This is a genomic window from Microbulbifer agarilyticus (genome assembly GCF_020171345.1).
GTDB lineage: Bacteria > Pseudomonadota > Gammaproteobacteria > Pseudomonadales > Cellvibrionaceae > Microbulbifer > Microbulbifer agarilyticus_D.
On record NZ_JAIUZM010000003.1, the window covers coordinates 165,611 to 183,717 of the forward strand.

General features: G+C 56.9%; 20 protein-coding genes and 5 tRNA genes. 19 read left to right on the forward strand and 6 right to left on the reverse strand.

The window, feature by feature from the left end; translation table 11 throughout:
- Positions 1-37: 37 nt before the first annotated feature.
- Positions 38-268 (forward strand): YheU family protein, encoded by a 231-nt coding sequence (locus LCM31_RS11125; protein ID WP_224870108.1) that lies wholly within the window; start codon positions 38-40, stop codon positions 266-268.
- Positions 268-924 (forward strand): alpha/beta family hydrolase, encoded by a 657-nt coding sequence (locus tag LCM31_RS11130; RefSeq protein ID WP_224870110.1) that lies wholly within the window; start codon positions 268-270, stop codon positions 922-924. The genes LCM31_RS11125 and LCM31_RS11130 overlap by 1 nt, the downstream gene beginning before the upstream one ends.
- Here the strand turns inward: LCM31_RS11130 and LCM31_RS11135 are convergent.
- Entirely contained in the window at positions 854-1,186 is a 333-nt protein-coding gene (locus LCM31_RS11135) for an antibiotic biosynthesis monooxygenase family protein (RefSeq protein ID WP_224870112.1), read from the reverse strand. The two genes, LCM31_RS11130 and LCM31_RS11135, sit on opposite strands and share 71 nt — an antisense overlap.
- 200 nt (positions 1,187-1,386) lie before the next feature.
- On the opposite strand from LCM31_RS11135, the gene tusA reads away from it, so the two are divergent.
- Positions 1,387-1,620: a sulfurtransferase TusA gene (gene tusA, locus LCM31_RS11140; protein ID WP_224870114.1), complete on the forward strand. Its 234-nt coding sequence runs from the start codon at positions 1,387-1,389 to the stop codon at positions 1,618-1,620.
- Between the two features lie 87 nt (positions 1,621-1,707).
- Here tusA and LCM31_RS11145 read toward each other — a convergent pair whose 3' ends face one another.
- Entirely contained in the window at positions 1,708-2,394 is a 687-nt protein-coding gene (locus LCM31_RS11145) for a hypothetical protein (RefSeq protein ID WP_224870116.1), read from the reverse strand.
- A 599-nt stretch (positions 2,395-2,993) separates the two neighbouring features.
- Here LCM31_RS11145 and LCM31_RS11150 point away from each other — a divergent pair.
- The 5 genes from LCM31_RS11150 to LCM31_RS11170 are packed head-to-tail and all read left to right on the forward strand — an operon-like array spanning position 2,994 to position 7,824.
- The gene (locus LCM31_RS11150) at positions 2,994-3,530 is read left to right on the forward strand and encodes an elongation factor P hydroxylase (RefSeq protein WP_224870119.1); all 537 of its coding nucleotides are present in this window, start codon (positions 2,994-2,996) and stop codon (positions 3,528-3,530) included.
- Complete coding sequence (locus tag LCM31_RS11155) at positions 3,527-4,432, forward strand: 5'-3' exonuclease (protein ID WP_224870121.1); 906 nt, start codon at positions 3,527-3,529, stop codon at positions 4,430-4,432. The genes LCM31_RS11150 and LCM31_RS11155 overlap by 4 nt, the downstream gene beginning before the upstream one ends.
- A 44-nt stretch (positions 4,433-4,476) precedes the next feature.
- Positions 4,477-5,652 carry a 4-phosphoerythronate dehydrogenase gene (locus LCM31_RS11160; RefSeq protein ID WP_224870122.1) on the forward strand — a complete coding sequence of 392 codons (1,176 nt, stop codon included), beginning with the start codon at positions 4,477-4,479 and terminating at the stop codon, positions 5,650-5,652.
- Positions 5,649-6,854 (forward strand): ATP-NAD kinase family protein, encoded by a 1,206-nt coding sequence (locus tag LCM31_RS11165; RefSeq protein WP_224870124.1) that lies wholly within the window; start codon positions 5,649-5,651, stop codon positions 6,852-6,854. Before LCM31_RS11160 ends, LCM31_RS11165 begins: the two co-directional genes overlap by 4 nt.
- A 25-nt stretch (positions 6,855-6,879) precedes the next feature.
- Positions 6,880-7,824: a class I SAM-dependent methyltransferase gene (locus tag LCM31_RS11170; RefSeq protein WP_224870126.1), complete on the forward strand. Its 945-nt coding sequence runs from the start codon at positions 6,880-6,882 to the stop codon at positions 7,822-7,824.
- On the opposite strand, the gene LCM31_RS11175 is transcribed toward LCM31_RS11170, so the two are convergent.
- Positions 7,815-8,204, reverse strand: coding sequence for a hypothetical protein (locus LCM31_RS11175; RefSeq protein WP_224870127.1), 390 nt, complete (start codon positions 8,202-8,204; stop codon positions 7,815-7,817). The two genes, LCM31_RS11170 and LCM31_RS11175, sit on opposite strands and share 10 nt — an antisense overlap.
- Positions 8,205-8,248: 44 nt before the next feature.
- Positions 8,249-9,463 carry a pyridoxal phosphate-dependent aminotransferase gene (locus tag LCM31_RS11180; RefSeq protein ID WP_224870129.1) on the reverse strand — a complete coding sequence of 405 codons (1,215 nt, stop codon included), beginning with the start codon at positions 9,461-9,463 and terminating at the stop codon, positions 8,249-8,251.
- Between the two features lie 279 nt (positions 9,464-9,742).
- On the opposite strand from LCM31_RS11180, the gene msrB reads away from it, so the two are divergent.
- The 9 genes from msrB to queF all read left to right on the forward strand — a co-directional run bounded on the left by msrB (position 9,743) and on the right by queF (position 14,454).
- The gene (msrB, locus tag LCM31_RS11185) at positions 9,743-10,150 is read left to right on the forward strand and encodes a peptide-methionine (R)-S-oxide reductase MsrB (RefSeq protein ID WP_224870131.1); all 408 of its coding nucleotides are present in this window, start codon (positions 9,743-9,745) and stop codon (positions 10,148-10,150) included.
- A 39-nt stretch (positions 10,151-10,189) separates the two neighbouring features.
- A complete protein-coding gene (locus LCM31_RS11190; RefSeq protein WP_224870133.1) occupies positions 10,190-11,080 on the forward strand; it encodes a DUF1499 domain-containing protein in 891 nt (296 codons plus the stop codon).
- Between the two features lie 197 nt (positions 11,081-11,277).
- A tRNA-Glu gene (locus tag LCM31_RS11195) sits at positions 11,278-11,353 on the forward strand.
- Position 11,354: 1 nt separating this feature from the next.
- Positions 11,355-11,430: transfer RNA gene (locus LCM31_RS11200), tRNA-Gly, on the forward strand.
- Positions 11,431-11,534: 104 nt separating this feature from the next.
- Positions 11,535-11,610, forward strand: a tRNA-Glu gene (locus LCM31_RS11205).
- Between the two features lie 38 nt (positions 11,611-11,648).
- Positions 11,649-11,724: transfer RNA gene (locus LCM31_RS11210), tRNA-Gly, on the forward strand.
- A gap of 149 nt (positions 11,725-11,873) precedes the next feature.
- A complete protein-coding gene (locus tag LCM31_RS11215) occupies positions 11,874-12,815 on the forward strand; it encodes an ABC transporter ATP-binding protein (protein ID WP_224870135.1) in 942 nt (313 codons plus the stop codon).
- Positions 12,812-13,591: an ABC transporter permease gene (locus tag LCM31_RS11220; protein ID WP_198040115.1), complete on the forward strand. Its 780-nt coding sequence runs from the start codon at positions 12,812-12,814 to the stop codon at positions 13,589-13,591. Before LCM31_RS11215 ends, LCM31_RS11220 begins: the two co-directional genes overlap by 4 nt.
- A 32-nt stretch (positions 13,592-13,623) precedes the next feature.
- Positions 13,624-14,454: an NADPH-dependent 7-cyano-7-deazaguanine reductase QueF gene (gene queF / locus LCM31_RS11225; RefSeq protein ID WP_224870138.1), complete on the forward strand. Its 831-nt coding sequence runs from the start codon at positions 13,624-13,626 to the stop codon at positions 14,452-14,454.
- A gap of 65 nt (positions 14,455-14,519) precedes the next feature.
- On the opposite strand, the gene LCM31_RS11230 is transcribed toward queF, so the two are convergent.
- A complete protein-coding gene (locus LCM31_RS11230; RefSeq protein ID WP_224870140.1) occupies positions 14,520-15,914 on the reverse strand; it encodes an adenylate/guanylate cyclase domain-containing protein in 1,395 nt (464 codons plus the stop codon).
- 436 nt (positions 15,915-16,350) lie between these two features.
- Here LCM31_RS11230 and LCM31_RS11235 point away from each other — a divergent pair, with 436 nt between their 5' ends.
- Both LCM31_RS11235 and LCM31_RS11240 read left to right on the forward strand, forming a co-directional pair.
- Positions 16,351-16,911: a nitroreductase family protein gene (locus LCM31_RS11235; protein WP_224870142.1), complete on the forward strand. Its 561-nt coding sequence runs from the start codon at positions 16,351-16,353 to the stop codon at positions 16,909-16,911.
- Positions 16,912-17,098: 187 nt separating this feature from the next.
- Positions 17,099-17,186, forward strand: a tRNA-Ser gene (locus tag LCM31_RS11240).
- 264 nt (positions 17,187-17,450) lie between these two features.
- On the opposite strand, the gene LCM31_RS11245 is transcribed toward LCM31_RS11240, so the two are convergent.
- Entirely contained in the window at positions 17,451-17,927 is a 477-nt protein-coding gene (locus LCM31_RS11245) for a hypothetical protein (RefSeq protein ID WP_224870144.1), read from the reverse strand.
- Between the last annotated feature and the right edge of the window lie 180 nt (positions 17,928-18,107).

Here is an 18,107-nt window from a genome sequence, read left to right on the forward strand (position 1 = left end):
TATGTTCTGCTTCAGAACTTGCCTTACAGATATCCCGATGATTATTCCATTCAAGCAACTCCCCCCCGAAACCCTACAAAACCTGTTGGAAGAATATGCGACCCGCGATGGCACCGACTACGGCGAGCGGGAAGTCAGTCTCGTCGATAAGGTTTCCAGCCTGCGCCGTCAGCTGGAAGACAAAACCATCGTGATTTGGTTTGAACCCGGTGAGGAGTCGGTCAACCTGGTTCTTGCGGAAGACATTCCCAAAGAAGGTGACCACTGATGGCGTTGCCGGATGATTGGTTGATTGATCAACCGGAAACGCCGCCGATCGGCTGGTTTCTGTTTGCCCACGGTGCCGGCGCCCCAATGGATAGCGACTTTATGCAAGCGCTGACGCAGTTACTGGTAGAGCGGGACCTGGGGGTTGTGCGGTTTGAGTTTCCGTATATGGCGGAGCGCAGGGAAACCGGTAAGCGCCGGCCGCCCAACAAGATGGAAGTGTTGTTGGATTCCTTCCAAACACAGATTGATCGAGTGCAGTCCGAGCTGGCCCAGGCGCCCCTGTACATCGGTGGTAAGTCTATGGGCGGGCGCGTGGCGAGTATGCTGGTGCAGGATAATTTTGACTGCGGGAAAGTGGCGGGGGCTGTCTGCCTCGGGTATCCGTTCCACCCGCCGGGTAAACCAGAGAAATTACGCACCGAACATTTGCAGCCGCTAACCAGCCCAACCCTGATTGTGCAGGGCACCCGAGACAAGCTCGGGAACCGGGAAGAAGTAGAGGGTTACGCTCTGGGTAACGGTATCGACCTGCACTGGCTGGAGGACGGGGATCACGACTTCAAGCCACGCAAGACCAGCGGGTTTACCCAGTCACAACACTGGCAGGCCGCGGCTGACCAGATGCGGCAGTGGATGCGTCTTCAAGAATCGTAATCTTTTCTTCGTGGGCGAGCATGGGGGCGAGCTGGGCCATTTGCTCCCGTCGTTCTTCGCTGCCATACCAGTGTTGCCAGTGCAGGATCGACTTCCAGCGCGACATCGTGAAGCGGCGCAGTGGGTTGCCCATTTCGGTATAGGTATGGCCGTCTACAAACCCGGTGGTTTGATAGGCGTTGGTGAGCAGCCGGCGCGCGGCCTCCTCGTAAGTAGACTCCAGGTCCAGGGCAATTTCTCGCTCAATCAATACGTAAATCATCGCAATTACTACACCATTCAAATATACGATCGACTTTAGAGTACCAGGCAAGTGACTGGCAAGTACCTGTGCCCAATAGAGTTTATGGGTATGGTGATCCCATTCACAGCAGTTTAGCCTTCAGTGAACGCAGTTGCGGAGACTGGTCAGTCTGAGCGAAGCGGATGACGCGGCTCGGTAAATCCCCGACAATAGCCTTTATGAAATCACAACATACCCTTGATGCCCGCGGCCTGCTGTGCCCGGAACCCGTAATGATGCTGCATACCGCTGTGCGTAAAGTCGGCACTGGTGAGGTATTGCAGATGTTCGCTACAGACCCATCCACTCAGCGGGACGTCCCCAAGTTCTGCCAGTTTCTCGGTTATGAGTTGGTGAAGCACCTGGAAGAAAATGACGAGTTCGTTTACTGGATTAAAAAAGCAGATTCCTGAGGTCTACGCGCGGTGTAGGCAGCGGTGGAAATAACAAGGGCGACCACTGGTCGCCCTTGTCTTACATGATCTGTAGGGAAGTAATTTTTAGGGCGAAGTGACAAGCGCCGCGATCGCAGCAAGGGCCTCCGGGTCCTCAGATTTGATCTTGTTGGCGATGTGGTGTTGGAAGAAGTAGCGGAAACACTCGGATTCCTGCGCCGAATATAGGCATTCATCCCCGGGTAGGACCGGCGTGGTCTCCACACTATTGTGATCAATCAGCATGCCGTGGATCTCTCCGCTGGCAAATAGACGCCAGCTCACGACTTCCGTAAGGGTCAGGTTTTCCTTGTCGGCATCCATAAACACCGCATGGGTGCCAATGGTGTCGGGAACCTCCTGAACAACCTCATCCGCCTGATTGCTTTCATACTCGAAGTATTCCGCCGCAGTCTCCAGCTCGACGATTTTATGGATGGGGGGCTCGTGGAAGATTTCCTCGATACCCGGGTCGTAATAGCCTTCAAACCGTCCATCCAGGGGATCCTGAATATCTGGGCAGGCCACAATGGAGTTTAACCAGGGAACCAACCCGACCACCTCGCCGTTGGCACGCAGGCCCCAGCACAAGATTTTCAGGCTGTAGAGATCTGTCCCACTGGAGTTGTTGGAGTAGAGCATTTCCAAGCCGTCGAGCTCCGGAGACAGGCGAATAAACCGCAGACTCTCTGAAGTTTCGATTGGCTTGCCGGTGAAGAGGTCAACCACGTTGTTGGTACTGTGGTCGGTCATAGAGCACCTCCTTGCAGGGCCGGTAGTAGGGCGGGAAGGTCTTGTACTACTTATTGAGGTGCAACCGGCGTAGAGATACCGTGCGAGGGCCGGGCGGCCATCGCCGAATCCAGACTCCGGGAGCAACTTTTTTGCCTCCCTGGGAAGCCGGTACCGCAACCGAAAACAACCGCTGAGCGCTGCAAAATACACCGCATCGAACGGGAGTAGGTTTCCGGTATCCCTATGTCCAAAGGTATATTCTGATCCGCAGAAATACAACCAGCGGAATGGGGTTGTTTACTACTAAATGTCTCCTTTTTGATTGAATGGACAGGTAGCGGCTACGGACTTGGTATTCGACCATTTCTTGCCGCCCATGTTCCCGATCTAGTTCCCGATCTGGCTCCCGGCCTTGATCCCGGCGCACTCACTGATATAGTCCGCGCCAACCGGGCAGTTCCGTCGAAATTTCACTGCCAGTTTTGAATGAAGAGCAGCCTTTGGCAGCTCCGAGCAGAGAGCAACTACACGTTTTGTCGAATACGGTTATAGATGAGCAAGTTCCATACCATCCTGAGCCTTCTCGGGTGGAAATAGGTGACGTTTCGCCGAGTTCGGTGACTGAACGTGTGGTCACCGTCTTTAATGCGTGCTTTGCTGCCGTCGATAGCCTCAATACCCGTCTCGAGGGTGGTTACCCTGAACCTTACTATCGCCCAGGCACCATAGAAGGCGAGGTGCACCGTGTGGAATTTACCCGGGACTATCCCGCCAGTGCGCTACACGAAGCGGCGCATTGGTGCGTGGCGGGCGCTGAGCGGCGCAAGCAGCCGGACTATGGCTACTGGTATGCCCCGGATGGACGCAGTGCCGAACAGCAAGCGGAATTTGAGCAGGTGGAAGTAAAGCCCCAGGCGCTGGAGTGGATTTTCGCGCGCGCCTGCGGCCTGGGCTTTCGCGTAAGTGCGGACAACCTGGATGCGGGGCTTGGCCCAAGTGATGGGTTCAAGAGAGCGATCTGGCAGCAAGTGCAGAATTACTGCACTGAGGGCGTCAATGGGCGTGCCGAGCTGTTTGCGCGATCCTTGGCGCAGGCTTTCGGCCAACCAAATCCGTTCAAGCAGGCGCAATATCGACTGGAGGATCTCGGGTGAAGCAGATTTATCTGGTAGATGCCTCTGTCTATATTTTCCGCTACTACTTTGCGTTGCCCCCGAATTGGGAAAGCCGTTCCGGTTACACCACCGAAGCGGTATACGGCTTCAGTAATTTCTTACTGGATCTTTTGGCGCGCCGGCCCGACGGTATCGCCTGTGCATTTGATGAGTCTCTCGGCAGCTGCTTCCGCAACGAAATTTATCCAGACTATAAGTGTAGCCGGGCACTACCGGACGAGGGGCTCGCTTTTCAGTTGGCTGCGTGCCGGGAAATGGCCGAGGCCCTCGGCATCGCCAGCTTCGCCAGTGAGCGCTATGAAGCAGACGATATTCTCGCCACCCTGACCAGAATCTGTGCCGAGCAGGGGGAGGCGCCGGTAATCGTTACCCGCGATAAAGACCTGGGGCAGTTGCTCAGTCGCGGCGCATCGAGCCTGTGGGACTTTGCCGCCGACGCACATATGGGAAGCGCCGAGATTGAAGCGAAATTCGGTGTGCGCCCCGAGCAGATTGCCGACTATCTGGCACTGGTTGGTGACAGCATCGACGATATCCCGGGTGTACCCGGTATCGGTGCCAAGACGGCAGCGAGCATACTAAGCGAGTTTCGCTCCGTCGATGAATTACTGGCGAACCGAGAGCGCGTAGCGGGTCTTAAGATACGCGGGGCCAAAGGCTTGGTGAGCAAGCTGGCGGAACACGAGGATCAGATTCGTATGGCGTTGCAACTCGCACAGTTGGCTTACGATGTGCCTGTGGGGGTGACATCTGAAGCGTTAGCCCACAACACCTTCGAGCCCGATTTGGCGATTGCCCTGGCTGAGGAGTTCGGTATTGGTGGGCTCGCCAACAAAATCTCCCGCACGCTGACGAACAAAAGTGCAGAGCCTGTGACCTGACCCGTCTGGGCTAGATCCTGATTTTTAACGATATACGAGAAGCCATGAGTTTTAACGCCACAGTAGCAGCGACAACGCCACTCACCATCGTCGCCGATGAAAACATTCCCGGGCTTGAACAGTGGTTTGGCGATCTCGGTACGATTGTGCGCGCGCCGGGGCGCAGTCTTTCGGCATCGCAATTGGCGGATGCCGATATTTTGCTGGTGCGCTCGGTCACTCAGGTGAATGAAGCGCTGCTGGCGAACACGCCGGTGCGTTTTGTCGGCAGTTGCACCATTGGCACCGACCATCTGGATACGCACTGGCTGGAGCAGCAGGGTATCGCCTGGAGTGCGGCCCCGGGCTGTAACGCCAATTCCGTAGTGGAGTATGTGTTCTGCGCACTGGCGGCGCTGGATATTGATTGGCGCGGGCGCAATTTCGGCATCGTTGGCTGTGGCAACGTCGGTGGGTCGCTGCAGCGCAAACTGCACGCGTTGGAAATTCAATGCAAAATTTATGATCCGTGGAAAACCGATAACCCGGATAGCGCCACGCTTGAAGAGGTGTTGCAGCAGGATGTGATCTGCCTGCACGCTCCTTTGGTTAAAGATGGGCCGCACCCCAGTCTGCATATGATTGATGGCGAGGCGTTGGACCGCATTCGTCTTGGTGCGGTGCTGATCAGCGCGGGCCGTGGTGCAGTGATCGACAATCGCGCGCTGCGCGAACGGGATACGTCGTTCACCACGGTGCTGGATGTGTGGGAAAATGAACCGGATATGGATGCGGAGTTGCTTAAGCGTGTAAACCTCGGCAGTCCGCATATCGCCGGCTACAGTCACGATGGCAAGCTGGCGGGGACGCGCATGATTCGCGAAGCGCTCAATCGGGCGCTGGACCTGCCCACGGCAGCAACCGCGCAAGAGGCCTCCTCAGAGGGCTGTTCAAAGGTCTCCCCGGAGCAGTCGCTGTTGACCACTGACAAGTCGGGCTTTGCGGCAATGCGTGAATTGTTGTTGTCGATGTACGACCCGCGCCAGGACGACACTCGCCTGCGCGCTGCGGCGCAGTCCGCGGCCACCGGCGGGGAATCTCTGCCGCTTGCGTTCGATCAGCTGCGCAAGCAGTACCACAAGCGTCTGGAATTCTCACATTACACTTTGCCATCCTCCGCGCAGTTGCCGAATCTCGACCAGGCAGTGCGCGCGCAACTGGCAATATTGGGGCTCAAGTGAAGCTTAAAAAACTCGGACTTATCATCAACCCCTGGGCGGGGGTTGGTGGCCCAGCCGGGCTCAAGGGGAGCGATGGTGCAGACACCGTGACCCGAGCACTGGCGGCAGGTATTGAGCCGCAATCGCACAAGCGCGCGGCGATTGCGTTAAACGCGCTGCAGCCGTTTAGCGAGTCGCTGCAAATCGTGACCTTTGCTGGTGATATGGGCGGGGCACTGGCAGCCTCCCTGGGCTTTGCCGTAGAGGTGATTGGTGCTGCTGCCGGTGAACGCTCCACGCCAATGGACTCCGAGTTGGCCGCTGCAGCCATTCGCGATGCCGGTGCGGATTTGATTGTGTTTGCCGGAGGCGATGGCACCGCGCGCAATATGGTCAATGCGCTGGGTGATGGCTTTCCTGTGTTGGGGGTTCCGGCGGGGGTAAAAATGCACTCCGCTTGCTTTGCGATTTCCCCGCGCGCGGCGGGCGAAGTGCTGCGCCGGCTGATGGCCGGCGAGCTGGTGGATTTGCACCAGCGCGAAGTGCGCGATATTGATGAAAAATCCTTTCGTGAAGGGCGGGTAAGTACCCGCTACTACGGTGAGCTGCTGGTGCCGGAAGAAGGGCACTTTTTACAGGCGGTAAAAAATGCCGGGCGCGAAGTGGAAGAGCTGGCAGTGGCAGACATTGCCGCGCAGATGGTGGAAGAAATTGACGAGCTGGATCCGGAGACCCTGTATGTATTCGGCCCCGGTTCTACGACCCTCGCGGTATTGAACGAGCTGGGCGAGGAGGGGACTCTGCTGGGGGTGGACCTCTGGCGCAATGGATCCCTGGTGGCGGCAGATGTCAGCGCCCCGCAAATTGTGCAGGCAATCGCGCAACACCGTGAAACCCACCCTGAGCGCCCGGTTAAGATTGTTCTTACCGCCATCGGTGGTCAGGGCCATTTAATTGGTCGCGGTAATCAGCAACTCAACCCGCAGGTTCTGACCAGTGTTGGCCGGGAAAATCTGTTGGTGGTGGCCACCAAGACTAAGGTCACCGAACTGGGCGGCCGCCCGCTGTTGATTGACAGTGGTGACCCGGCGCTGGACGAGGCCTGGAGTGGCTTTGTGCGGGTCGTGACTGGCTACCGCGACGAAATTCTCTACCCCTTGTCTGGCGACGGCAGCGGTATGGCTCTAGATCATCCGTCTGCCGCACGCGACGAATTACACTGAGTGACGAACAAAGAGTACAAGTACATTGAATTGGGAACCCCTGCTGCAGGTAGTGCGCAGCAAATTGCAGGAACAACAGTCTCAGGGTGAGGCGCCCGATAGTCGCCGCCTGTTTCATGGCCGTGGGCACTGCTATGCGGGCCTGGACCGTGTGTGTGTAGACAGCTATCACCCCGCCATTCTGGTCACCTTGTTTGACGAATATCCTGAGGAAGATGCACTGGCGGACCAGCTGTGGTCGCTGGTGGAGCCGCTGGGATACCGGGGCGTGGCCGTGCAGCGACGCTACCAGCGCGGCGCCCCCATTCAGTGGCAGTGTGGCGAAGAAGTGGAAGCGCCCGTGGCCCGTCGCGGCGTGCTGAAGTTTCCGCTCACCTTTGATCGTCAGAACGTGGGTTTCTTTCTGGACATCGAACCAGGCCGCCAGTGGCTGGAGCAGCAGGTGCGGGAAAAAGCCGGCACGGTCGAAAACCTCAAACTACTGAACCTGTTCGCGTTTACCTGTGCGTTTTCTGCGGTGGCGCGCGCCGCGGGAGAGCTGGAAGTGCTGAACGTAGATCTGAACAAGGGCGTGCTAAAACGCGGGCAGGCCAACCACCAGCTAAACAACCTGGCCAGCAAGGGTATTCGCTTCCTCGCCATGGACGCGCTCCGGGACTTCAAACGCTATGACCGTCGTGGACCGTTTCAGTTGGCGGTGGTAGACCCACCCACGCGCCAGCGGGGCAGTTTCGATGCCGCAGAGAACTATGCGCGGCAGTTGGAGCTATTGCCCGGCTGCCTGGCTGATGAGGCAGACTTGCTGCTGGTGTTGAATTCACCGGCCCACAGTGAGCAGTATTTCAGGGATTTGATTGAAGCGGCGAACCCGGGCTTTTCCGTAGTAGCGCGGCTGCCGCAAAATCCGGATTTCCCGGATAGCGATTCCGATGCGGCATTAAAAATGTTGCACGTGAAGTTTCACAGGTGACGCATTAAATCCACGACCAGTGCTTCCAGCTGAGGTGACGAGCCTCCGCGAACTGCTTCGTTAAGCTTTTCCGCATTACTCATCCCGTCTTCACCACGGCTTACCATCAGTAAGAAGCTGCGGTGGGACAGGGTGGCTTCCTCCACCGCCTCCTGGCGCACAATTTGGGCGAAATTAATATAGCCGCACTCCTTGAGCCAGGTCATTGCGCCCAGGCAGGCGAGGTGGCGGGGGGAGTGCAGGCCAAATTCGTCCGGGGTGTCGGGGCCGGAAATATCTTCCACGTAGATGGTCGCCGGAGCGGGGAACTGCTGGAACAGTGCCAGCAGAATACGCCCCGCATCGCGGTAAAAGTCGTGAATGTGCAGATCGTCCAGCATGGTGCTCTATTGCCAGTATTCTTTTGCCAGTACTTAGCGGCTAATTATTGGCTGTAGTGTTCAAGGAAATTGCCCAGCCGTGCAATCGCGTGCGACAGGTCATCGGCGCGCGGCAGGAACACGATACGCAAGTGGTCCGGTTCATCCCAGTGGAAGGCGCTGCCCTGTACCAGCAGAATCTTTTCCTTGCGCAGAAACTCGAGCACAAAGCGCTCGTCATTTTCGATCTTGTGTTTATTCAGGTCCAGCTTGGGGAACAGGTAGATAGCACCCTGTGGCTTTACGCAGCTGACCCCAGGAATATCATTCAGCATGCGATACGCCAGATCGCGCTGCTGGCGCAGGCGGCCTCCGGGCAGCACCAGATCATTGATACTCTGGTAACCCCCCAGCGCTGTTTGTACCGCAAACATGGCCGGTACGTTACTGCACAGGCGCATAGACGAAAGAATGTCCATGCCCTGGATAAATCCCTTGGCGCGCTCCTTGGCGCCGCTGACAATCATCCACCCAGAGCGGAACCCCGCCAGACGGTAGGATTTGGACAGGCCGTTGAAGCTCAGGCACAGCACGTCTTGTGCCAGTGAGCCCATCGGCACGAACTCAGCATCGTCGTACAGGATTTTGCTATAGATCTCGTCGGCAAAAATTACCAGATTGTGCTGGCGGGCCAGCTCGACGATTTGCTCCAACAGCTCACGCGGGTATACGGCGCCGGTGGGGTTATTCGGGTTGATCACCACGATGCCGCGGGTGCGGGAAGTGATCTTCGACTTGATGTCTTCGATATCCGGCAGCCAGCCCGCCTGCTCGTCACAGCGGTAGAGTACCGCTTTGGCGCCGGTCAAATTGGTGGCGGCCATCCACAGCGGGTAGTTGGGCATCGGCAACAGCATTTCATCGCCGTCGTTCAATAATGCCTGGGTGGACATGGAGATCAGCTCGGACACGCCGTTGCCGAGGTAGATGTCATCGATGTCCACGTCGGGAATGCCCAGTGTCTGGCATTCCTGCATGATGGCCTTGCGCGCAGCAAACAGGCCCTTGGATTCCACATAGCCCTGCGCCTGGGACAGGTTGTAAATCACGTCCTGCAGGATTTCATCGGGCGCGTCGAAGCCGAAGGGTGCCGGATTGCCGATATTCAGCTTCATGATCCGGTGGCCTTCTTCTTCCAGGCGCGTGGCCTGCTCCATGACGGGTCCGCGAATCTCGTAACAGACCCCGTGGAGTTTTTGCGACTTGTGAATATCCTTCATTGCAGCGTTCTTTAATTGGGCTCAGTAAATTGGGTTTGTGCGCATTGGCCCGGCTGTTTCGATGAAACTGTTTCCATGGGGCAGCCAGGCGGGCAAATTCGTTTCTCTCCAACGCTCGGACCTAGTAGGCTGTACTGCTCGTTGGTAAGGCAAACAGCGGCTGGTCGGCCCAGCAGTTGGGTGGGCGCCCCGGGGTGTGAGGTGCTGCCACAAAGTGTTTTGCCGGGGCAGGGTAATGCCGCTGGATACTGACTTTTCAGGCAAAAAAGGAGGCACAGTATGGCAAAAGAAAAAGACGATAACTACTGGCGCGAGCGCCTGACTGCGGAAGAATTTCGTGTTTGCCGGGAAGCAGGGACCGAGCGTCCATTTACCGGTGAGTACTGGGACACCTTCGAAGACGGCAAGTACCTGTGTCGCTGCTGTCAGGAGGTACTGTTTCACTCGTCATCCAAGTTCGATGCCGGCTGTGGTTGGCCCAGCTTCGATGCGGCGGCGAGTACGGGGGTTGTTGAGGAACGCGCGGACCACAGCTTGGGGATGCGGCGGGTTGAAATACTGTGCGCCAATTGCGGTAGCCATCTGGGGCATGTATTCCCCGATGGACCGACCGAGACCGGCTTGCGCTATTGTGTTAATTCACTGTCGGTAAAACTGGATCCGGATACCGAACCACAAGATGATTGAGCCCGTGTTTAGGGGCTGGGGTAAAGCAGGAGGCTGACTATGCTGCGTTCCGGGCGTCCACGTCACTGGAGTCGCTGGCTATATCGTATCCAATGGACCTTGATTGCGTTGATAGGCCTTGCGATTGTCGCGGTGCGGGTAGGCCTGCTGAAGCTGGATTCGACCTACTCCGTGTTTTCCGTCCTCGGCCTGTCGATGATTGCCGTAGCGCTTTTTGCCATGCTGGTGTTCCTGTGGGGCATGGTGCGACGGAATGCCGAGGCCCGGACCTCAGCATTGTGGGCCATGTTACTGGCGGTCATTCCGGTAGCGGTGCCGATGATGTTGGTCGGCCAGCAGAACCTGAATACGCCGGCGCTATACGACATAACGACCGACCTGAAAGACCCACCGGAATTTGACATGCTGATCTCTTTGCGCAACGAGGGCGACAACAGTCCGGATTACCCCGGGCGCGTCTCTGCAGAGATTCAAGCCGCCACGCCCGCCTACGCCGATATCAAGCCGCTGGTTGTCGATGTGCCGGCACGGAAGGTTATTGAGCATGCAGAGACGGTAGCGCGTGAGCTGGGCTGGCGGGTGATTGCCGTTCAGCCCGCCAAGGGGCGGCTGGAATTGGTCGCACGCACCCCGTTCCTTGGCCTGACTCAGGACATCGTGGTACGTGTCCGCCCGCTGGAACCGGAGAAGTCCGCCGAGTCAGGGGCGGATGAAACGCCGTCTGATCAGCAGAAAAAAGAGGCGAATGAGCAGCAGAGTGCGGCGGTAGCGACAGGCAAACAAGGGCCGGTGAGAGTGGATGTGCGTTCCGCTTCCCGTACCGGTGCTCGTGATTTGGGGAGTAATGCGGCGAGCATCCGTCTCTTTCTTGAGCACCTGCAGGAGCGATTGCGGTACTCAGCGGAAGGGGAGCCTGCGGTGGCGCAGTAATTGCTGGTCATCCGAATCAAGTAATTCTGCGGGTTTTGGCCGCTGGTTGTGTAAGTGTCTGTATGGAAAGGAAAAATTTCTGGAAAAGTTTTAAAACGGGTGTTGACAGCCCCCCGGCCTCTCCATAGAATGCGCCCCACTTCGACGCAGTACTGACTTGCGGAAACGACGGTCAGCAACGCTAAGAAGGATTCTGGGTCCCCATCGTCTAGAGGCCTAGGACACCGCCCTTTCACGGCGGTAACAGGGGTTCGACTCCCCTTGGGGATGCCACGCGGGAATAGCTCAGTTGGTAGAGCGCAACCTTGCCAAGGTTGAGGTCGCCGGTTCGAACCCGGTTTCCCGCTCCAAGTTTTTGTTCACCGGCTTAAGCGGGTGAATAGGTAGATCGAAATGCTCGTAAGAGTGTTTGGGTTTACCAAACTCAACCTCCTTGAGGTTGGGAATGTTCTATGTCCCCATCGTCTAGAGGCCTAGGACACCGCCCTTTCACGGCGGTAACAGGGGTTCGACTCCCCTTGGGGATGCCAATGCTGTGAAGCTGCATTAGCGGCTTTGCCACAGGATTGCGGGAATAGCTCAGTTGGTAGAGCGCAACCTTGCCAAGGTTGAGGTCGCCGGTTCGAACCCGGTTTCCCGCTCCAAAACGAAAAGCCGCTCTTTGAGCGGCTTTTTTTTGTCTGTTTTTCGGCTAGCTTGTTTTTCAATGGGTTCTTTCGTTTCCGGTTGCGGTTGAAATGTTGCCGCTACGGGCGTTGAATAGCGTCTCCCTGCACAGGAATAGCAACCACTTATGACTGCCGCACTCTCCATTCGCAATCTTCAGAAAACCTACGACAACGGTTTCCAGGCATTAAAAGGCATCAGTTTTGAGGTGCAGCCGGGCGACTTCTTTGCACTGCTCGGCCCCAATGGGGCGGGCAAGTCCACCACAATTGGCATTCTCTGTTCTCTGGTGCGCAAGACCGGTGGCAGCGTGTCCATCTTTGGGATCGATATCGACAGGGATTTCCCTGGCGCCAAGCAGCAGCTGGGCGTGGTGCCGCAGGAGTTCAATTTCAGCCAGTTTGAAAAGGTGTTCGACATTGTCTGCACCCAGGGTGGTTTTTACGGCATGCCGCGTAAGCTGGCCGAAGAGCGCACCGAGAAGTACCTGCGCAAGCTGGGCTTGTGGGACAAGCGCGCTACCCAGGCGCGGATGCTGTCCGGCGGCATGAAGCGCCGCTTGATGATTGCGCGTGCACTGATCCACGAGCCCAAGTTGTTGATTCTGGATGAGCCCACCGCGGGTGTGGACATCGAGCTGCGCCGCTCCATGTGGGAATTCCTGCAGGAGATCAATGCCCAGGGTACGACCATCATCCTCACCACCCACTATCTGGAAGAGGCCGAGAGCCTCTGTCGCAACATCGCGATTATCGATAAGGGGGAAATTATTGAGAACACCTCAATCAAGTCCCTGATCAAGACCCTGAGCAAGGAGGTCTTCATTCTGGATTGCCTTGAAAAGCTGAGTGAGGCACCGGACTTCGGGTCTTTCGATGGCCGCTTGTTGGATGAGCACAGCCTCGAAGTGACGGTGGAGAAGGGGCAGTCCCTGTCGGAATTGTTCGCCCACCTGAGTGCGCAAAACGTTTCCGTGACCAGTATGCGAAACCGCGCCAACCGCCTTGAGGAACTGTTTGTTTCCCTGCTGGCGGAAAATAAGAAGCAAGAAGCGGAGATGGGAGAATGAGTGTGAGCCCACAACTGATCTGGACTTCGTTCTCTACGATTTTCCGTCGCGAGGTGCGCCGATTTATGCGTATCTGGCCGCAGACCCTGGTGCCGCCGGTTATCACCATGTCACTGTACTTTGTGATTTTTGGTTCGTTGATCGGCAGTCGCATCGGCGAAATGGGGGGTTACTCCTACATGGAGTTCGTGGTGCCTGGCCTGATTATGATGGCGGTAATCACCAACTCGTATTCGAACGTGGTGTCTTCCTTCTATAGCGCGAAATTCCAGCGCAGTGTGGAGGAGTTACTGGTGTCGCCAACGCCCAACTGGGTGGTCATGTCGGGCTATGTGTTGGGCGGCGTTGCGCGCGGTTTAATTGTCGGGTTTATCGTGACCGTGATCGCGCTGATTTTTACCTCGCTCACCATTCAGCACATTGGGCTCACGATTCTGATCGTGTTTATGACCTCTGTGTTGTTCGCCTTGGCGGGCTTTATCAATGCGATCTTTGCCAACAGCTTTGACGATATTTCGATTATTCCAACCTTTGTGCTGACGCCACTGACCTACCTCGGCGGGGTGTTTTACTCCATTGAGCTGCTGTCCCCGTTCTGGCAGGCACTGTCCAAGTTGAACCCGGTACTCTATATGGTGAATGCGTTCCGCTACGGAGTGTTGGGTGTTTCCGATATTAATGTGGCTTGGGCATTTGCCGGTGTGCTGCTGTTTATCGCGCTGCTGTCTGGCTGGGCTTTGCACCTGATGCGTCACGGCAAACGGCTGCGTCACTAATCGATCGAACAATTTCGGATTTGAGCAAAGGTATGAACCGAGAAGACTGGCAGAACCTCCCGCTGGGCCAGGAAACCCGCTACGAGAGCAAGTACAACCCTGGGTTGTTGCACCCCATCCCGCGTGCAGTTTCGCGCAAGCAGTTGGGGCTGGAAGGGCAGGTGCTACCGTTTAGTGGTGCGGATGAATGGTGGGGGTTTGAGCTGTCGTGGCTGAATCCGAAGGGTGTGCCGCAGGTGGCAGTGGCGCGCTTCCGCTTTGCCGCCTCCAGCCCGTCAATGATCGAATCCAAATCGTTCAAGTTGTATCTGAACTCCTTGAATCAGACCGAGTTCGCGTCGCCCGACGCAGTGCGTGAGGTGTTGGAGAAAGACCTGAGCGCGGCGGCTGGCAGCGACGTTGCGGTTACCCTGTTTGACGTGGACGATTCCGCGTTGGCGGTGCATGCGCCGCAGGGTGAGTGCCTGGATGGGCTGGATATTGAAACTCGTACCTACGAGCCGGATGCGGCGCTGCTCAAGCTGAAGCCGGGCGGCGAGGTCGTCGAAGAAACCTTGTTCAGTCACCTGCTGCGCAGCAATTGCCCGGTCACCGGTCAACCTGACTGGGCCACGGTATCGATTCAATATCGTGGGCCAGCATTGGACCGCGAGGGTTTGCTCGCCTACATCATTTCATTCCGCGAGCATCAGGACTTCCACGAACACTGTGTCGAGCGTATCTACTGCGATCTGCAGCGCCTCGCAGCCTTTGAAGAATTGACCGTTTGTGCACGCTATACCCGCCGCGGTGGGCTGGATATCAATCCGCTGCGCACATCCTCAGGCACCATCGAGTTTCCTCCGCGCTACGGGCGCCAGTAAGCCGCTCGGTAAAGAGGGGGAGCGTAGGGTGGTCTGTAATATGGGGGCTATCTGGGGCGGCTGCCTCAGATAATGACTTTGCTTTTCAGGCGTGCCTGCGCATCTTTGAGTGCGCGCAACACTTTCTCTTTGTCGTAGTTGCGCACCTTGTCCAAATCCAGGTGCATGGCAAAACCCGGCGCATGTTCTTCCAGATAGGCCTGCTTGCCGCCTAGATTCTTGCGCAGGTCCGTTACCGAATAGACCTTCACCGGGGTGCTGAAGCCTTTCACGGTCACATGTCCCTTGTCGCGGCACATCACCGTCTGTTTGATCATTGCCCAGGTCTCGTGGCTCACCAGAATTTCGCCCGGGTCCGCGGCACTTTCCAATCGCGCGGCCAGGTTCACGTGGGTACCCATCACCGTATAGGTTTGATGATCGGCGGTGCCGAACACACCCACGGTGCAATAGCCGGTATTGATGCCCATGCGAATTTGCAGTGGGTGTGAGATGCCCTGGTTGTACCACTCCTGCATCATTTCGCTGACCCGCTTGCGCATCGCCAGCGCCATCGCCACACAGCGCAGCGCGTCGGACTTTGGCCCCTTGCTCTGGTCATCCCCGAATACCACCATCACCGCATCACCGATAAATTTATCGATGGTGCCGCCGTAATGTGCCACGATGCGCGACATCTCGGTGAGGTAGTTATTGAGCAGGCGGGTGAGCGTTTCCGCTTCCATCTCTTCGGTGAGCTGGCTGAAATCTTTGATATCGGAAAAGAACACCGTCAGCAGTTTGCGCTCGGTGACGATTTCCTTGTCTTTGCCGGTGGTTACCGCGCGCCACAGGCGCTTGGGCAGGTAGCGGGACAGCTTGTAGCTGGCGATATTCGCAATGCGCTGCTCTTTGCTCAGTTTTTCGTTGCTGCTGCGCAGCTGGGAAATCTGCTTGTGCATGTAAAACGCATAGCAGCAGAAATAGGTGAACACGCCGATCAGGCTGGCTGCGCTGATATTCAGGTCTGCGTTTACTACCAGGGCAGGGCGGTGCACCAGATAGCCGGCACCAACGCCCATGAGTAGTGCCGTATTGTGCTCAAACCAGCTGCGACCGCCGCCCTGGGTGAGCGCGTGGAACTGCACCATGGTGAGGAACAGCAGGCTGGGCAGCAGGTTGAAGTTGGCAAGCGCCATGGCCATACCGATAAGCAGTGCATCGGTGAACGACAGCCAACGGCGAATTTCTTCGCGCTTTTCCTGGCTGGCGCGCAAGGCAATGCGGTAGGCCGTTGGAATGTACACCAGGAGCAGCGCTGCCATGCCCAACGGCAACAGAGTGGATTGCGATAATAGGGAAGACCAGTTGATGCTGTTAAGCAGGGTGCCCGCCGCCGCGAAACAGATCAACGCGCGGAAATACAGCGGATACCGCGAATCCGATGTTAGGCCGTTGTTTTCTTCGGGCTGGTTCTGCATGACCACTGAATCTTTTTAATTCTGTACTGCAAAAACGGAACGGGTGTAGGCGGCGTTTCGCAGAGGTTCTCTGGGAGCTTGTTGTTTTCTTTTTGTCCACATTGCCGAGCGCAGTCGGGACTCCGACCATTGCCGCAGGTATGGAATTGATAGCCCTGCAGCACTGTGACCTGAACATCTCTTGGGGGTAGGCTCCGTCAGATGGAGGGGATTCCGCAAGAATTATTGGAATTACGTGGTTCAGATCACCGACAGGCGCAAAGTTTACCCTCTACTGGTGGGGAAAGCGATGTCATTTGAGAATCTTGTTCTAAAAATGGACGGTCGTCCATAAGAAATCCGCGCGATCAATAGGGTAAAATCACGCTCATTCGGGGTTGGCGCCTAATTCAGCCTTCAACCTTTACATAAATGACGCAGTACTCAGGAGACAAAAATGGACGCGCTGGACGCATTGCATAACCGCGTTTCGGTTGGCCTACTCACCGAGCCCGCACCGAATGCGGATCAACGGCAGAGCATTTTCCGCGCAGCCCTGCGCGCGGCTGATCACGGCAATTTGCGCCCATGGCGCTTCCTGGTGGTTGAGGGCCCGGCAAGGGCACGGTTGGGGGAGATCTACCTGGAGGCCACTGAGAATAAAGAAGCACTGAGCGAGGCCCAGCAGGAGCGCATTCTCGCCATGCCGCTCCGAGCCCCGCTGGTGATTGTCGCCATTACCCAGCTGCAGGAGCACCCCAAGGTGCCGCTTAACGAACAGCGGATGTCTACTGCCGGTGCCGTTCAGGCCATGCTCACCGCCGCCTTTGCCGAGAATATCGGCGCCTACTGGCGCACCGGCGCCCTCGCAGAGAACCGACTGGTCGCTCGCGCTCTTGGGTTGGCGGATAACGAAGAGATCAGTGGCTTCATCTATATGGGGACCCCAGCAAAGCCACCGAGATCCGCGCCAGACCTCGCAGTAGAAGACTTCTTTGCGGACTGGGCTGGCGAATAACTCGACAGGTGGAGGCGTTTGGCGGATTTTTTTCGAATTATGCTTGCACCCTCCGCCGCCTTTTTGTAAAGTGCGCGCTCGCTGATCGGGGCGCTATGTTACTGATTAGCAAGGCAAAACAGCCACGAGCCCGCAGGCGTGCGGACGGCAAGCTCGCTAAACAAGCCGTAATCCACGCATACAATTTGGTGAGGTGTCCGAGTGGTCGAAGGAGCACGCCTGGAAAGTGTGTATATCGAAAGGTATCGAGGGTTCGAATCCCTCCCTCACCGCCATTAAACGAAAAAGCCCGGCATACGCCGGGCTTTTTCGTTTAACGGCGGTGAGGGGGATTTGGATGAGAGCCCCCGTTCGAGCCGGAGGCGCGTAGCGCCGGAGACCAGCGAGCGCAGCGAAGCTAATCCCTCCCTCAGCAGGTTCGATTAACTCGCGTAGCGAGTTAAGACCGAGGCGCAGCCGAGCCCCCAGGGTTGAAACACGCCCAAGCGTGATTCAAGTCCATCCCGACCGCCGGAATCCTCTAAGTCTCATCAACGCAGTTAGCCCGACGGCCCCTCTTTAACCGCCCGCCGACACCCGTAAGCAAACACAAACCCAGCAACCAAGCCCGCCAAACATTGCCCCAGAAGCCCCCATGTGTCTCGCGTACTAGCGATCAGACTCACATGAAAAATCGGATGCATCGCAGCAAAGAAAGCCAGATAAGCAATCACTCCGCCAACCGGGTAAACAACCGCAGCAGGCAAGCCGGTAAAGCGGCGCAGTAAGCCCATCACCAAAAAGCCGATTGCCAGCCCGATCGCAATGACCGTTCCGTAACCGGGCAGCAACCCGGCGATATCCCGCCCAGTAGCCGCCAGTCGATCCTGCCAGCCAATCTGCACACCGAGTTCAGTCAGGCCAGACAAAACCACCTGAGTATGAATGATGCTGCTTAACAGGAAGGCAACGACCACCGCTACCAGATAAGACAGGAAGACCATCGATTTGCGGATCGCAGTTTTTTCTTTTTTCATGCTTGCGACTATGTCACAACTTTCCCGCTGCGCGAAGTGCTTGCAGCCCAGCACAGCCTTCAGTGGGGGCGCATGAGTCGCAGTTTCATCCGCTGTAGTGGTTACGGGTTCTGCGTTATAGTTTTCGCAACAATAAATGGAGTGCGCAAGTGCCAAATAGAATCCATGTATGGTCGGGCC

Excerpts from the sequence above, each read along its gene's own strand:
- LCM31_RS11125 (WP_224870108.1), top strand. The coding sequence starts at position 38 with ATGATTATTCCATTCAAGCAACTCCCCCCCGAAACCCTACAAAACCTG.
- msrB (WP_224870131.1), top strand. The coding sequence starts at position 9,743 with ATGGCAAAAGAAAAAGACGATAACTACTGGCGCGAGCGCCTGACTGCG.
- queF (WP_224870138.1), top strand. The coding sequence starts at position 13,624 with ATGAACCGAGAAGACTGGCAGAACCTCCCGCTGGGCCAGGAAACCCGC.
- LCM31_RS11180 (WP_224870129.1), bottom strand. The coding sequence starts at position 9,463 with ATGAAGGATATTCACAAGTCGCAAAAACTCCACGGGGTCTGTTACGAG.
- LCM31_RS11160 (WP_224870122.1), top strand. The coding sequence starts at position 4,477 with ATGAGTTTTAACGCCACAGTAGCAGCGACAACGCCACTCACCATCGTC.
- LCM31_RS11130 (WP_224870110.1), top strand. The coding sequence starts at position 268 with ATGGCGTTGCCGGATGATTGGTTGATTGATCAACCGGAAACGCCGCCG.
- LCM31_RS11215 (WP_224870135.1), top strand. The coding sequence starts at position 11,874 with ATGACTGCCGCACTCTCCATTCGCAATCTTCAGAAAACCTACGACAAC.
- tusA (WP_224870114.1), top strand. The coding sequence starts at position 1,387 with ATGAAATCACAACATACCCTTGATGCCCGCGGCCTGCTGTGCCCGGAA.
- LCM31_RS11230 (WP_224870140.1), bottom strand. The coding sequence starts at position 15,914 with ATGCAGAACCAGCCCGAAGAAAACAACGGCCTAACATCGGATTCGCGG.
- LCM31_RS11235 (WP_224870142.1), top strand. The coding sequence starts at position 16,351 with ATGGACGCGCTGGACGCATTGCATAACCGCGTTTCGGTTGGCCTACTC.
- LCM31_RS11175 (WP_224870127.1), bottom strand. The coding sequence starts at position 8,204 with ATGCTGGACGATCTGCACATTCACGACTTTTACCGCGATGCGGGGCGT.
- LCM31_RS11190 (WP_224870133.1), top strand. The coding sequence starts at position 10,190 with ATGCTGCGTTCCGGGCGTCCACGTCACTGGAGTCGCTGGCTATATCGT.
- LCM31_RS11220 (WP_198040115.1), top strand. The coding sequence starts at position 12,812 with ATGAGTGTGAGCCCACAACTGATCTGGACTTCGTTCTCTACGATTTTC.
- LCM31_RS11135 (WP_224870112.1), bottom strand. The coding sequence starts at position 1,186 with ATGATTTACGTATTGATTGAGCGAGAAATTGCCCTGGACCTGGAGTCT.
- LCM31_RS11245 (WP_224870144.1), bottom strand. The coding sequence starts at position 17,927 with ATGAAAAAAGAAAAAACTGCGATCCGCAAATCGATGGTCTTCCTGTCT.
- LCM31_RS11145 (WP_224870116.1), bottom strand. The coding sequence starts at position 2,394 with ATGACCGACCACAGTACCAACAACGTGGTTGACCTCTTCACCGGCAAG.